The following is a 14649-nucleotide window of genomic DNA, read 5'->3' as shown; positions in this document are numbered from 1 at the left end:
ACCATACTTTTTTTTATGCAAGCACTTCCTGTAATGCCGGTTCTGGCAAAGCAATACGCATCACATCACGCGCAATCATTAACTCTTCATTAGTGTTTATTACTGCAACTTTAACCATTGCCTGTTCTGACTGTATAAAGGTTGCATTGTGCTGATTTTTATCGGCATCAATGCTCAACCCAAGGAAATGTAGATTGTTGCAAATTGCTGCACGCGCCCTGGCAGAGTTTTCCCCGATACCGCCAGTAAAGATCAGGGCATCCAGTCCGCCCATTTGCAGGACGTAGCTGCCAATGGTGGCGCGGATGCGTTCAGCAAAGAGGGCGAGTGCCAGTTGCGCCTGCTGATTACCATTTTCTGCAGCCTGTTCAATATCACGAAAATCGGGTGAAACCCCGGAAACCCCTAACAACCCCGATTCATTATTTAAGAGTTGGTTCAGCTCTTGCGGTGTTTTACCTTCACGCAACGCAATCCACGGTAAAATTGACGGATCAATATCACCGCTGCGAGTCCCCATCATGACGCCTGATTGTGGCGTAAATCCCATAGACGTATTGACCGATTTTCCGCCTTTTATTGCACAAACACTGCTGCCGTTACCAAGATGACAACATACTACCCGCAATGCACTGAGAGGTACGCCCAGTTTTTCCGCTAATTTACCACTGACATACTTATGGCTGGTGCCATGAAAACCGTAGCGGCGAATTCCAAGTTCGTGGTAGTAGCGCCAGGGCAGAGGGTAAATATAAGCTGGCATTTCAAGTGTTTGATGAAAAGCTGTATCGAAAACGGCGATTGTTGGGGCTGAGGGAAGCAACTGGCGGAAGATATTTATCCCCAACAGGTTGACCGGATTATGTAGAGGTGCAAGTTCCGCAAGACGTTCAATCTCTGCCATAACATCATCTGTCACCAGCGCGGAATCCTTAAACGTCTCACCCCCATGGGCTACACGATGCCCGGTAGCATCGATATCATGTAAGCTATTAATAATCTTCCGATTAATAAGCTGTTCAAGCAATAAAGTGACGGCTTCACGATGATCGGCGACAGGGGTAATTTCTTGCCATTTCTCGGTCGCTGTTTTGACTACAAGGCGTGCATCCGCAAGACCAATACGTTCAATTATTCCCTGGCATAAGATTTCGCCTTCCGGCATTGCCAGTAACTGAAACTTAAGCGATGAGCTGCCCGCGTTAATCGCCATGATTTTATGTGACATGAAGAGCCTCTACATTCAAATAAGTAAATATTTCGTCCAGTCCACTTTTGGCGACTGCGCTGGTAATGAAAATCTGCTGTGCTCCGGCTTGTTTGAGCCACTGTTCAGTTCGTGAAACATTTTGCTCGTCAGCCAAATCTACTTTGGTGAGAATACCAATTGTTGGTCTGTTCATCGGTCCGGTAAATCCCGGAGAAAAGGGCGACCATGTGGCATTGGCATTCAGCACCAGAGCTATAACATCTGCCTCACATGCGCTAACCAGTAGCGCACTGTAAAGTCTGCGGTTTTCCAGATACTCGCCGGGGGTATCAATCGTGGCAGGCGTCCAGACAATGGCCTGAGTTTTCTGATAACGTAGCGTTTCACCCCGCATCCACTGTGTCAGGGAGGTCTTCCCGCACTGGCTTGGGCCAATTAACATCATACGTTTCATCATGCTACGTCCGGGTAATGGGGCAGGCGGTAAAACGCAGCATTTCCCCCAGCGTACGCGTTACCTGTTTTAGTGCATATTCAACGGCGGAGACATCGCCTGTCAGTACTACTGAACCGGTAAAACGATCAAGAAAGCCTATCTCTACCGCACCGGATTTGGTGGCAATATCACAAGCAATAATTGATGCTTCGCTGGGGGTAATCGTCAGAATACCCAGTGCTGAAACTGTATTGGGTAAACCAAGTTTGCTGAACAAATCCTTACCAGGATTAGCAATCAAATGCGCCAGGGTAACCTGTTTTCCAGGTACATATTCCTGAATCATACGTTCAGTTTGAGGCTGATTTTCCATTATCCCTCCACCATTTGACGCCACATTGCCTCATGGGGACGTGGGATCACTGAACGATAAACCAGTAAACCTTTTTCCCCGGCACATTCGCTGGCGACGGTGACTGCGTTCTCAACATCTGAAACATCACCCGCTACCACCATGTAGCATTTGCCACCGATACCGAATGCCATATGCACACGCACCAGCGTGACATTGGCGGCTTTAACTGCGCGATCAGCCGCGCTGATGCAGGCCGCCACGCTCCAGGTTTCCACCACCCCAACAGCACTGCGTTGCTCAACACTATTCAGTCCACTAATCGCAGGCAGAATACTGGCGTGAATGTTGGGCAAAACCAGACTATCTACAAGCATTTCACCAGCAAGCGTTGTACCAGTCATAATGGCCTGCTGAACTGCGCCAACATCACCACCCAGCATTAACAAAAACTTACCCGGACAAATGGTTTTACTGACAAGTAAATCCACACTGGAACTCTTTAACATGGCATCGCCTGTTTCCATGCCTTTGGCGATACTGGTCAGTTCCAAAATACCTATTGCTTGCGACATGTTTAACCTCTTACCACCGTAATGGCGTGCTCTGTAACTTCGCTGATAATGCCGTCATGGCTTGCGTGAATGGGCGCTCCCAGCGCTCCCTGAGGAATGTCTGCCACACACTGTCCACGTGTAACTTGTTCGCCAGGTTTTACACAGGGAATAGCACTGGCGCCAATATGCTGGCGCAATAAAAGCGTGGTGCTGGTAATTTCCGCCTGTTCATTGCTGAACGGCGCATCGTGATACCACGGGGCTAAACCTAATTTAGCAATCAGTCGCTTTACGGGAACGAGGCGATATTTCGCCATCGCATCCTGCGGATTTAACGGCCCTTCATAACGCAGATTTTGTGCGCGTAATTCACGTTTAATCATGCGATTAATTCGCATTGGTGAAATACCCACCGGACAGGCGACACTTTCACAAACGTTACATTCAGAACAGGTCAAGGCACTTAGTAGCACCTGTGGTGTTGCAACAGATTGAAAGTTAACAGCACGAACCAGCAGATGCGGCGATAACTCATGACCTATAAGGTGTCGTGGGCACAGGTCAGTACACAAGCGGCACTGTTCGCAGACAGTACGTGCGACGGAAAGTACGGCATTGTCGTTTTGCTTTCTGCGCTGGATAAGGGGGTGAGAATCAGGAAGTACCAGCAATCCGCCTGTTGTTTTACTGACCGGGGTATCCAGTGAAGTGATTAAGCTGCCCATCATCGGACCGCCATTGATAAAACCTGGCGTGTCAATTGTTGCGCCACCCGCCATTTGCAGCACTTCACGTAACGAAATACCAATCGGCACCGTCAGTGTTACAGGTCTGGCAACCGCGCCGTTAACTGTTAACGTTCGCCGTGTTACTGCCAGACCTTGCTCAACCGCTCTGGCGATATTGAGTACCGTTTGTACATTGTTAACGACTACACCCACACTGACAGGTAGCGCAGCGGGAGGAACCCGACGGCCCGTTGCCAGCCAGATGGTTAATACTTCATCTCCTGCCGGATAGACATCAGGCAAAATATGTAACCTGATTTCTGCTGGCAGTAATTCAGAGAGTGCTTTGATGGCAGGTTGATATTTCTCTTTCAGGGCAATGATACCGTGACTCGCACCAGTGGCTTTCATTCCGTACAAGACACCACGCGCCAGACGTTCTGCTTGCTGCGCCATCAATTGCTGATCAACTTTCAACATGGGTTCGCATTCAGCGGCGTTGACCAGAAAAGTATCTACCTGAGCCTGTAATTTAACCCATGTTGGAAAACCTGCACCGCCGGCACCGACGACTCCCGCAGCACGGACACGCTCGCGGATTGTGTCGCCATCGCAATCAATAACTCTGTTCATAGCAACTCCTCAAGCAGTTCACAGATGGCACTGGCATTGGCGGCACGGGGATTGGTTTTAAGCGTGGCGTCAGCCAGTGCCGCTTCAACCATTACCGGAATACGTTGTGACCAGTGCATTGTGTTTTCTTTAAGTGCAATGTGAATGGAGGGAATTGCACAGGCTTTTTTTAGTGATTCAATTCGCTGGATAAGAGCACTGAGCGCAGCGTTGTCACTGGCGTTGTCCGGGCAGAGATGACAGGCTTTGGCGAGTCGTGCATAGCGCTTTAAAGCACGCAACTCCCCGGCGTTAAAACGAATAACAGCATTTAATAACAGGGCATTAGCAAGTCCGTGTGGCAAATGAAACTGTCCACCGAGTTGATGCGCAATGGCATGATTTAATCCCAGTCCAGCCTGACTAAAAGCCATACCTGCAAGGGTAGCGGCGTTATGCATTTTGCCTCTCGTCGCCAGGCAATCACCTTTTGTTACTGCGACGGGTAAATATTGAAAGACAATTTGCGCAGCTTTTTCTGCCAGTGCATCGGTAAAATCACTGGCACGAGGAGAAACATAAGCTTCCAACGCATGGGTAAGAACATCCATTCCGGTGTTTGCAGTAATATTGGCGGGGACACTCACCACAAAGGAAGGGTCGAGAATAGCCATATCCGGATACAATTCTTTATCAAACAACGGATATTTAATGCCCTTTTGTGTATCACTAATCACGCAAGCGCTGGTCACTTCTGAGCCTGTACCGCTGGTGGTGGGGATAGCCACGCAGGTTTCAATTTCAATACCGAATTGACGGCTAAACCAGACAATGGCCTTTGCCGCATCCAGTGCTGAGCCGCCACCAAAACCAATCACGACGTCCGGGCGCAGGGACTGCATTTGCGCAATCCCTTTAACCACGGTCTCAATAGTTGGATCGGGAGTGATATCAGTAAAAATGCTGATCTTGTTATCCGCAGGCAGCGCGCCGCGCAAGGTTTCCAGCAGCGGAGAATGTGCCAGAAAACCATCGCAAATTATCCAGATATGCCTGTGAGTAAAGCGGTTCAGTACTTTCAGACTACCGATGCCACTGTACAGGCGCGTTTGCAGGGAAAAGGTTTTCATTGCACCCTCATTAACGGATCGAAAAACCGCTGGTCAACACGCAACGACGGGAACGGGCAAACGTTTTGGCCGAGGTAGTACCTTCACCCGTGGGGGTAGCGATCGTAAAGGTGGTAAATCCTTCACCACCGACACCGATACCAGCATATGACGGACCATTCTTAACAAAGATTGAGGTCTGTAAGGTCCGGGCTGCCAGGTTGAGTCGCGAAACATTTTGCGAGTGCATAATGGCGGTGTGATGCAAACCTTCTTCCACTTTCAGTGCCAGCGTCAGTGCGCTATCGAAATCCTTAACTTTTACGATTGGCAGCATTGGCATAAGTTGTTCGCTGGTTACCCACTTGTCGCAGGCGTCAACAAGGGCAATTAACAGACGTGGTGTTTTTAGCGGCACAGCAATGCCTGCCGCCTGCAACAGAGCTGCCGGACTTTTACCTACCAGTTGTTTATTTGCCATTCCTTGTGGCAGACAAACGTCACGTAACTTATCGGTTTCCTCTTTGTTGAGAAGCAGAGCGCCAAAATTCTGCATTTGTTGCACCAACGTACCTGCAATCTCCTCAACGACAATCAGGCTTTTCTCAGCAATGCAGGGCAGGTTGTAGTCAAACGAGGCACCATTAATAATATCTTCCGCAGCTTTTACCAGATCTGCGGTTTCATCTACGATGCATGGCGGATTTCCGGCGCCAGCCCCAATGACTTTTTTACCGCTTTTCATGCCCATTGCGACAATGCCAGGTCCACCGGTAATCGCCAGAACGGCGATATTGGGGTGAGTCATCATTTGCTGTGTGGCTTCAAATGTTGGTTCAGCAACGGTGACAATCAGGTTGTGGATACCGCTACAGCGAAAAGCGATCTCTTCAATCATGGCAATCAATTTCAAAGAGATATTTTTTGCCCCCGGATGTGGGCTGAAATAGACACTGTTTCCAGCGGCTAACATGCTAATACTGTTGTTAATAATGGTTTCGGTTGGGTTAGTGCTCGGCGTCACAGAACCAATAACACCAAAAGGCGAATATTCAAATAACACCATGCCGCCATCACCAGTGAGCGCGGTTGTGGTCAGGTCTTCAATACCTGGTGTGTTATCGAGCGCGGCTTTGTTTTTGAGGAATTTATCCTCTTTATTGCCCATGCCTGTTTCGTTGGCGCTTTCTGTCGCCAACATATCGAGATGTGGAGTCAGCTCCTGGCGAATGGCGCTGATAATGGCGCTACGGGTTTTCAGTGGGCATTGTTGATAGCGCAAAAAGGCCTGATGGGCGGCATTAATCGCTTCATCAACAGAATCAAAAATGCCATTCGTCGGGGCATCTGCTGTTGTGCTCAGTTGTTCGCGCAGAATATTGCGGATGATGTTTTCCAGTTCGCGGGTATTCATTTCATTGTTCTCACATTGATTGCCGCTGCAGCGGTCTGAGCAATATCCATATCTTGTTCTACACTGCCGCCACTGACTCCGAGTCCACCGACAATTGAACCGTCACGCCATAATGGAAAGCCACCGCCGAAGGTAACAACTTTGCCTTGCATGTGGGTATCAAGCCCATAAAGCGATGCGCCAGGTTGCACCGCCGCGGCAAGATCGTGAGTTGCCATCTTCATTGCCACAGCAGTCCAGGCTTTTTTGGGTGCCAACTCACTGCTGACCAGAAGGGCATCAGGCATCCGCCAGGTGACTGACTCCGTACCATTAGCATCAACGACGCTGATGACTACCGGAATGTGAAGTTCTTCGGCGCGCGCAATTGCAGCACGGGTTAACAGATGAAGTTCCTGAAATGAGAGCGACATAGCAGATTCCTTATGCGTTTGGGTGGTAACCGCAGCCAGATAGCGGGCGGTCACTTCCTGAATAAGATTTTTTTGATGATTTTCATGATCTTCTGCGCGAGCCAGAGCATATAAGCAGTCTGACAGGCGGTTGATATAACGCTGGAGTTCATTCCGGACGGGGAACTGCTCGCTAAGTTCCACCAGGCGACGTTCCGCCCGACGCGCTAACGTTCGGGCAAAATGCAGTCGGCTGGCAGCTTCACTACGACCAGGTAAAATAAAACTGTGAACAGGCGGAACACGACTCATTGCATGATCGATGGCCGCCTCCAGTTCGGCTATCTCTCTGGCACTGATACTCTGTTGTTGCGCTGAAGGTTGTTCACTTTCGCTGGCGAGTTCGGCACTAAACCAGAATATTTGTAACTGGACGGCTTCCAGCAGGCTGCGGCGCTCCGGGCTTTCTACCGCGCAGCGACACAAACTCAACGCCGCATTTAACTCATCCAACGTGCCGTAGGTTTCAACTCGCGGATGGGTTTTGCTGACGCGTTGACCGGTAAACAGGGCGGTTGTGCCTTTATCGCCGGTACGGGTATAAATCGCCATTACTCACTCCTTAACGAGAAATCGAGTCGACAATGCCGACGATAGCCAGATCGATGGCTTCATTTGGTGAAGTGAATACCTGACGGGCACTGGAGCCACTACTCAACAAAACCAGTTCACCGACACCAGCGCCAACAGAGTCCACGGCAACTTCATCACCAATGAGTGGATTTTCTGGCAATTCCCCTTCAGCAGTTACCCGGCGTACCAGCAGAAGTTTTTTTCCCACCAGGGAGAGGGATTTTTGCGTAGCAACCACCGCGCCAGTGACTCGGGCCAGATGCATAATTCACTCCTGCTTTATTAATTGGATGTTTCGGGCTTCAGCGGCTTCACGCGCCAGGGCTGTCACCAGACACTTTTGGCGTAACACCACTATTTCACCGCCAGATTTCAGTACATCGGTATAGCTAAGAAGCTTGCTGGGATGTAAAACCACGTGCTGTCCATACTCGTTATGCAATTCGACAGGAAGGGCAGAAAGTTGCCGGATGGGTAAAAACATCAGCAACTCTTGACGCAAAGAGATCCCGACCCGAACACCTATCGCCAGTGCGTTATGGATGATGGATGCTGCAATGTCTGAGCAATCACATTGAGCAATTTGCTTCAGGAGAGGCATATCCATTTGCACTATATGCAGAGCAGAGTACTGGCAGAAAAGTGTTCGCTGATTTGCTTCCCGCAATTGAGCAACGCTTAACATAGCGACGCTTGTCGCCCGGCGTTGTAAACGGGCGACAACTTCATCCACTATTTTTGCCAGCAGTTCGCTGTTCATGATTTGTTGACCAACATGGCGCAAACCTGTGGGTTATCTGCTCCGGCAGCGTTTGCTTCGTCAGTATCGATATGCATTTCCAGCCGCATATCGGGTGACACGCGAACAGCGACGTTATCGAAAATGAGTCGCCGTTCATCGCCTTTAATCGCTACCGACACTTTGTCTCCATGCGAGACATTCAGGATCAGCGCATCAAGTGGAGACATATGAATATGACGCTGGGCAACGATCACCCCTGATGTGATCTCCAGTTCAGCAAAGGGGCTGACCAACCGTACGCCGGGTGTTCCTTGCAGGTCCCCGGACATCCGCAATGGCGCAGTAATGCCCAATGTACGGGCATCGGTACGGGAAACCTCAACCTGACTTGCGCTACGCAATGGACCAAGCAAACGCACTTTTTCCAGCTTGCCCTTGGGGCCAACCAGCGTCAGGGTTTGTTCGGCAGCATACTGATCAGGCTGCATTAACGCTTTTTTCACGCTAATAGACTGACCGGGAAACAGATGAGCAAAATCTTGCGCTGATAAATGGATATGACGGTTGGAAATGCCCAGTGGAATAGGGCGTTCCCGCATCTCTTCCAGCACCTTGCCTACGGCGGTTTCCAGTAATTGCTTGTCCATTACATTTCACCTTTCTTAGCCGAGTAGAGACAAAGTGAACGCGGCTCGCCTTTCTGTCGTGGGCAGGCGGGATCAAGGCAAAGATTACAGCTTGCTTCCAGGTCGCCAGCGGGGATTTCTTCAGCAGTATCAGCCTCTGTAACAACTTCAGTTACAGGAGCAGCCGCAGAGAAAGGTGTAAGGATCCCTTCTCCGGGTCTGGCAATAACTTTATGGGCGACAAGCCCCTGGCGCTGTTCAGCAAAGCTGGCGCCAGTGATAATGGCCGACTGTACCGAGGCCACATCGCCCGTAATTTTGATCATCATCCAGCCTGAGCCGTTGGTCTTTTCGAAGCCCACCAGCGTGATGGCAGCGGCTTTTGCCATGACATCCGCACAACTGATGGCTAAAGCCAGACCACTAACTTCCAGTAATCCCAGTGATTGCTTCACGCGGTGTTCCTCCTTTACAACCTGTTTAAGCTGATTTCGGTAAAATGGCTTCGACGTCGCTGTGTGGGCGAGGGATCACATGGCAAGACTTCACTTCGCCAACGGCGCTTGCTGCAGCACTACCTGCATCCACAGCCGCTTTCACTGCCCCAACGTCTCCACGTACCATTACGGTAATCAGCCCGGAGCCAATTTTTTCGTAGCCAACCAGTTGTACGTTGGCAGACTTGACCATGGCGTCGGCGGCTTCAATAGCGCCCACTAACCCTTTTGTTTCAACCAGTCCCAGTGCGTTGTTCATACTGCAATTCTCCTGTGAATTAAGCCTGGTATTCCCGGAAGGGAATCCCTTTAACCAGCCTTGCCGCGTTATTGCCCGTGCTTCGCCGGGCGTGGCTGGGGTGTTGTGTTGTCAGCGTAAAAAGCGGCGCTGATGGGGGTAAATTTTTGTAATGGACAATCAGTTGCTGCGCATTACAGGCAATGCCAACGAGCAGCGGAGAGTGGCATGCGGCTTGCCATGCGCTTTTGGTCACGTCGTCAAAAGGGGATTCATTGATAACAAATGGAATCCCTTCCTCCTCAATACCAAGTAGCACCTCCTGCCAGAGGGGGAGGCATTCTTTTGAAACTGCAATGACAATTGCCGGCGTTGAGGCGTTAACGTCCATCAGCCAGCTCCTTTTGCCAGGAGAGCAACAGACCCGTAGCGACAGCATTGCGTGGACCTTCGGTGCCACGAATATTGCCGCGTCCGGCAACCAGACGGTAATGGGCGAGAGCGTCAGTAACCAGTTGTGGGATTTCGAAGTCCAGCGAAGAACCGCCAACCAGCACCACAAAAGGAATGTCGCGGATATTGCCGGTCGGGCTAACCTGGCGTAGGGCACGTAATGCATTGGTCACAAATACGCGCTCTTTTGCGCTGCGACGGATGGCACGTACTTTCTCTAACGCTAAATCACCCGGTAATGGAACCAGTTCATCAGGCTTCACTACGCATACACGGGCGAACACTGCTGGTGGCAGCGGTTGTGGAAAAAACTGAACGCTGCCGTCTTCATGACGAAGGTGGAAAAGACTTTCCACTTTCGCTAAAGGATATTTCTTAATCTCTTCTGCCAGATAGCGGTCGTCGAGTCCGAGTTCTCTGGCAATGATCATCGTCACCATATCGCCTGCCCCGGCAAGATGGGTGGCAATAATTTCGCCTTGCGGATTGATGATGGAGGCATCGGTTGAACCTGCGCCCAAATCAAGAATTGCCAGCGGGCGAGTTGTTCCGGGTGTTGTTAAAGCCCCCAGGATGGCGGCTTCAGCTTCTGCGCCTCCCACCTGAACTTCGGCGTTAATTTTCTGCTTAATTTCGTGGGCAATCATTGCCATTTGCAGACGGTCTGATTTGACCATTGAGGCAATTCCCACTGCCTGCTCCAGCGAAAATTCCCCGGCAAGACCACCAGAAACTGTAACCGGAACGGCTGTATCTACTGCCAGTAAATCCTGGATAAATATCTCACCGGTTGGTTTATTGGTCAGTTCTGCCATGGTCTGGCGTACATGCTCCAGCATCCCGCCAATATTGGTGCCAGCTTCACCGATAACATTATCAAGACGTGGGCAGTCACCGACGGCCTTCATAATGGTTTCCGCTCCGGCTGCCACATCAACTCGTCGGGTTAATCCCTGCGACAACAGTTCGATGTTCCCTGCAGGAATGGATCGCGCTTTAACATCGCCAGAGGGGGTTTTCACTACCACCGCTGAGCGATTGCCAATTAATGCGCGCGCCATCGGCACAATATTTTTGGTCTCTTGCGCATCGAGATGAAAAACAGTGGCAATACCATACGGATTCGACAGCGTTTCGATGACTTTACCAGGAATCGCCACTTCAATTGCGGCGAGCATTCCTTGTGGAATACGGTCGATATAAAGCACTTCGTCAACAACCGGAACGGGGTGATCCAGTCGGTTGCTGACCAGCACACCATCATCACGTTGCAAAATGATGCCCGTGATTTGGTATCCGGCACGCACACAAGCGTTAACCATTGCTGCGACATCAGCGAAGTCAAACGCTGACGACACCACAAGAATATAAGGAACATCTGCCAGGCAGGTCAGCAAATGCTCTGGGGTGATAGTGACACCTACGCCTAGCCCTACACCGCCAGGCGTTTTGGGGTTGTGGCCGATCATCGTGGACTCGGTGATGATGGTTTCGGTGATGGTTTCCATCGCCACATCTCCGATGACCGGCGTAGCTTCGTTAATGCGGATAAGCGAAATATCGCTGACGCTGATTCCCGCCTGCGTTGCGGCACGCGAAAGCGCTTCCTCGATACCAAACACATTGCGCAATGTGCCTTTGATCCCGGTGGTTTCAGCCAGGGAACTGGTGAGGATAGTGAGATGACCTTCCTCGCTTACTTTCGCCAGCGCCACTTCTGTTGAGGAGTTGCCAATATCAATGCCTGCTATATATCGCATATCTCCGCCCTTAATCGTCGCCTTTCAGTTTTTTGCGTTCGAGATACAGGGCAGCCGCTTCACGAACAAACGCGGCACAAATCACGGCCTGATAACGACGCTCAAGATCATCGGCAATCGCGAGTAGCTCTTCTTTCGTAGAGCGGTACGGGCGTAATGCGTTGTAGATCTCAAGAATGCGATCATCTGGAACAGCAGTCAGTTCCGCGGCACGCTCAAAGTTCATTGCCAGGCGGTCACGTCCGGCGTCTTTGGCAATCGCCGCCTGCATCCGCAAGGTTTCCGGTGTGATACGCATATCCTGAGCGGTGATTTTGTCGCTCAGAACGTTTTCCAGCGTGAGGTCATCCAGCGATTTATTGGTAGCGGTTTTAACCCATTCAGGGTGTTTTGTTGCCAGCGGGTAATCGCTGACTTTTGCATGGTGCGCAGAACCGCGGGTAGTCACCGGAGCAGGGGCAGGAGCTGCGCCCTCCAGGCTATTCATGCGGCTCAGTACGTCCCGAACCATCGATTCAATTGCATCGGTATTCATGAGGAAATCCTTTATTAAAGCGCCACGCGCAGTTCCTGCGGGTTTTTACCGGTCACGACGTACTTGGTCTCTTTGATATGCAAAATGGCGGATTTAGCCTGATATTTCGGGCGTGCCATCTGATCATTAAGCGTTGGTACAGGTTGCGGTGACTCACGTTTGGCATAGCGCGCAGCGTTTTTGCCAATCTGGCGATACGTTTCCAGCGTCAGCAAGGGAGCTTGTGGGAACAACTCCAGGTTAGACAGCGGTGGCAGCCCCTGTTGGTGAATAACGGTGGTGCCTTTAGACTGAATACCGATAGATATGCCAGAACCGCTCAGGCGATTACCTTCAACCGCGACAAAGGCCACATCGGAAGATTTAAAGCAGCGGATCACCCTGGCCTTAATGCCTTCTTCTTCGATACCCGCTATGACTTCCCGCAGAATGCTTTTATGCGACAAGCCCACGATATTGACCGTTTGTGAAAGACCAAATGCCGGGCCAACAGCGATGATGACTTCATCCTGCTGTGTCCCCTGGCGGGCTTCCCCAATTTCAGTCAGAAAGCTGTCTGAAGCTGCCGGAGCTGCGGTTGCTGTGGATGCCTGAAAGGAAACCGGCTTATCGCTGGTTTGCATTTCACATAACACTTGTTCAATTATCTGGCGCAGCAGTTTTTCATTAATTTCCATTTTTCACCCCTTAGCCAAGTTCGTTGGGATCAAGTGCGCCAGGGATATTTTTAATCTCTTCCCAGCGTTCGCCTTGCAGGCGGTAACCTGTTGCCGGACCGGCGTAATCATTGACATCGTTTACTGCCGAGCGCACTTCACCATTGCCAACGATAATGGCGGAGGTGTGCAGATAATCCCCGGTTAACTTCGCTTTTTGGATATTGAGCATGTCCTGGGCAACATCCGTGAAGCCGCCTTTAGCGAGCGCTTTTACGACTTCCAGACCATTACGGTTTTTGTTGATAATTTCCTGAGCAAACTTGATATCTTCAACAATGTTGCGCTCAGGCATATCTTTCGAACCGTGGGCGTAAGTCGCGGCTTCGACTTCTTCATCCGTGATCGGTGGCAGTCCCATTCCCGCAAATACAGCCTGCAAGGCACGAGCAGCTTTATTACGAATAGCGATAACGTCTTCTTCGCGTACAGGGCGTAAACCACCGTCTACTTTTAAGTCACGCTGAATGACGTTGTAGTCATCGAAGTCTTCTGCATCTTCGTTCGAACCGGCAAACATGTTGTCGTAGTTCGGCACGGCAGAAAAACCGGAGGAGATAAAGTCAGTACCTGGCAGGAACTGCATCAGGAAACGGGCCGTACGACGCATATCTGAGTGTGTAAAGGTCTGGTCGTTACTGGAAGCGCATTCGAGATCCAGTGCGGCACAGATTAAGTTTTCTGCCAGAATGGCCCGAATACCTGATGGCACAGCAGAAGGCACACCGACGCAGCTTACCGAACCGTTCTGTAATCCCTGAACGCCAGCCGCCTTGGTGATGTAAATGCAGCGAGCTTCCAGATAAAGCATCGATTTACCTTCGGCATAGCCCATTTGGACTTCTGAACCAGAACCGGAAGTGAAGCGCATTTTTAAACCGCGAGATGCATACGAAGAGGCGAGGAAACCTTTTGACCATGGGGTGTCGTCACCGTCGGTGAAGACGGGTTCAGTACCATAGACGGAAATGGTTTCAGCGTAGCAAGTGTGACCAAGCATACCGAGTTTCAGTTCGGTGGCTTCTTCCAGAGAACACTGAGTCAGAACGCCTGGGCGACCAACCTGAGAGCCAACCAACAACGCAATCGCATTAAAGGGGGCGTAGCGACCAACAGCGACAGTGGTTTCCTGTTCGTCGAATCCACGCCATGCCCCTTCTGCGGCGTCTGCAGCGATTTGTACCGGATTGTCTTTTACGTTAGTAACGTGTGCCTGTTGGGATGGTGTACGACGCGCACGCATTTTTTGCATTGCCATCATCATCTCAACCACGTTCATGTGGGAGACAACTTCGACAATCTTCGCTGGAGTCATCGCGGTGGTCAGCGGCACGATATCACGACGTTTAACGTTGGGATCGCACAACATATTCGCCAGCTTGACCGAATCCATGGTGATAACTTCTTCCGCTCTGGCAAGGTTAATGCCATAACGCGCGATAAAATGGTCGATCAGGTCAAACTGGCTGACGGATTTACCATCCAATTCTGTGACTGCGCCATTGACTATTTTGATGGATGGTTTGGGATCATTCGGGCTTTCCATCGCAATGAAGCCTTCTTCGATCCACTCCTTAACAAAACCGTCCTGATTTACGGGGCGTTTTGCCAGTGCTTCAAATCTTTTCGATCTCATGAA

Annotated in this window: 18 protein-coding genes; all 18 read right to left on the bottom strand. The window is 50.6% G+C overall.

Annotated elements, in window-relative coordinates; genetic code table 11:
- Positions 1-13: 13 nt before the first annotated feature.
- Genes EFER_RS10185 through pduC form a run of 18 tightly spaced genes read right to left on the bottom strand, consistent with a single transcriptional unit; the run spans position 14 to position 14646 of the window.
- On the bottom strand, positions 14-1228 hold the full coding sequence (locus tag EFER_RS10185; protein WP_000018485.1) for an acetate/propionate family kinase: 1215 nt from the start codon (positions 1226-1228) through the stop codon (positions 14-16).
- Positions 1218-1664: a EutP/PduV family microcompartment system protein gene (pduV, locus tag EFER_RS10180; RefSeq protein WP_024256479.1), complete on the bottom strand. Its 447-nt coding sequence runs from the start codon at positions 1662-1664 to the stop codon at positions 1218-1220. Before pduV ends, EFER_RS10185 begins: the two co-directional genes overlap by 11 nt.
- 4 nt (positions 1665-1668) lie before the next feature.
- Complete coding sequence (gene pduU / locus EFER_RS10175; protein ID WP_000431410.1) at positions 1669-2019, bottom strand: propanediol utilization microcompartment protein PduU; 351 nt, start codon at positions 2017-2019, stop codon at positions 1669-1671.
- The gene (pduT, locus tag EFER_RS10170; RefSeq protein ID WP_000075780.1) at positions 2019-2573 is read right to left on the bottom strand and encodes a propanediol utilization microcompartment protein PduT; all 555 of its coding nucleotides are present in this window, start codon (positions 2571-2573) and stop codon (positions 2019-2021) included. The genes pduU and pduT overlap by 1 nt, the downstream gene beginning before the upstream one ends.
- Before the next feature lie 2 nt (positions 2574-2575).
- On the bottom strand, positions 2576-3916 hold the full coding sequence (locus tag EFER_RS10165; RefSeq protein ID WP_001082437.1) for a 4Fe-4S dicluster domain-containing protein: 1341 nt from the start codon (positions 3914-3916) through the stop codon (positions 2576-2578).
- A complete protein-coding gene (locus tag EFER_RS10160) occupies positions 3913-5025 on the bottom strand; it encodes a 1-propanol dehydrogenase PduQ (protein ID WP_000847521.1) in 1113 nt (370 codons plus the stop codon). The genes EFER_RS10165 and EFER_RS10160 overlap by 4 nt, the downstream gene beginning before the upstream one ends.
- Positions 5026-5035: 10 nt before the next feature.
- Entirely contained in the window at positions 5036-6418 is a 1383-nt protein-coding gene (gene pduP, locus EFER_RS10155; protein ID WP_001097321.1) for a CoA-acylating propionaldehyde dehydrogenase PduP, read from the bottom strand.
- Complete coding sequence (pduO, locus tag EFER_RS10150; protein WP_001029495.1) at positions 6415-7422, bottom strand: two-domain cob(I)yrinic acid a,c-diamide adenosyltransferase PduO; 1008 nt, start codon at positions 7420-7422, stop codon at positions 6415-6417. Before pduO ends, pduP begins: the two co-directional genes overlap by 4 nt.
- Before the next feature lie 10 nt (positions 7423-7432).
- Positions 7433-7708, bottom strand: coding sequence for a EutN/CcmL family microcompartment protein (locus tag EFER_RS10145; protein WP_000549821.1), 276 nt, complete (start codon positions 7706-7708; stop codon positions 7433-7435).
- A gap of 3 nt (positions 7709-7711) precedes the next feature.
- Positions 7712-8203: a microcompartment protein PduM gene (pduM, locus tag EFER_RS10140; RefSeq protein ID WP_001083653.1), complete on the bottom strand. Its 492-nt coding sequence runs from the start codon at positions 8201-8203 to the stop codon at positions 7712-7714.
- The gene (locus tag EFER_RS10135) at positions 8200-8832 is read right to left on the bottom strand and encodes a phosphate propanoyltransferase (protein WP_000360798.1); all 633 of its coding nucleotides are present in this window, start codon (positions 8830-8832) and stop codon (positions 8200-8202) included. Before EFER_RS10135 ends, pduM begins: the two co-directional genes overlap by 4 nt.
- Positions 8832-9266 (bottom strand): BMC domain-containing protein, encoded by a 435-nt coding sequence (locus EFER_RS10130; protein ID WP_000814169.1) that lies wholly within the window; start codon positions 9264-9266, stop codon positions 8832-8834. Before EFER_RS10130 ends, EFER_RS10135 begins: the two co-directional genes overlap by 1 nt.
- Before the next feature lie 25 nt (positions 9267-9291).
- Entirely contained in the window at positions 9292-9567 is a 276-nt protein-coding gene (gene pduJ, locus EFER_RS10125; RefSeq protein WP_001057752.1) for a propanediol utilization microcompartment protein PduJ, read from the bottom strand.
- A 19-nt stretch (positions 9568-9586) separates the two neighbouring features.
- Positions 9587-9937 carry a glycerol dehydratase reactivase beta/small subunit family protein gene (locus tag EFER_RS10120; RefSeq protein ID WP_000382982.1) on the bottom strand — a complete coding sequence of 117 codons (351 nt, stop codon included), beginning with the start codon at positions 9935-9937 and terminating at the stop codon, positions 9587-9589.
- Positions 9927-11759 carry a diol dehydratase reactivase subunit alpha gene (locus tag EFER_RS10115; RefSeq protein WP_001268868.1) on the bottom strand — a complete coding sequence of 611 codons (1833 nt, stop codon included), beginning with the start codon at positions 11757-11759 and terminating at the stop codon, positions 9927-9929. Before EFER_RS10115 ends, EFER_RS10120 begins: the two co-directional genes overlap by 11 nt.
- Before the next feature lie 10 nt (positions 11760-11769).
- The gene (gene pduE / locus EFER_RS10110) at positions 11770-12294 is read right to left on the bottom strand and encodes a propanediol dehydratase small subunit PduE (protein ID WP_001090594.1); all 525 of its coding nucleotides are present in this window, start codon (positions 12292-12294) and stop codon (positions 11770-11772) included.
- A gap of 14 nt (positions 12295-12308) precedes the next feature.
- Complete coding sequence (pduD, locus tag EFER_RS10105; protein WP_000405059.1) at positions 12309-12971, bottom strand: propanediol dehydratase medium subunit PduD; 663 nt, start codon at positions 12969-12971, stop codon at positions 12309-12311.
- 10 nt (positions 12972-12981) lie between these two features.
- Positions 12982-14646 (bottom strand): propanediol dehydratase large subunit PduC, encoded by a 1665-nt coding sequence (gene pduC, locus EFER_RS10100; RefSeq protein ID WP_001256901.1) that lies wholly within the window; start codon positions 14644-14646, stop codon positions 12982-12984.
- Positions 14647-14649 lie beyond the last annotated feature (3 nt).

Source organism: Escherichia fergusonii ATCC 35469 (assembly GCF_000026225.1).
GTDB classification, from domain to species: Bacteria; Pseudomonadota; Gammaproteobacteria; order Enterobacterales; family Enterobacteriaceae; genus Escherichia; species Escherichia fergusonii.
The sequence above is the reverse complement of the archived record's forward strand: the minus strand, read 5'-3'. Positions and strand labels throughout refer to the sequence as shown.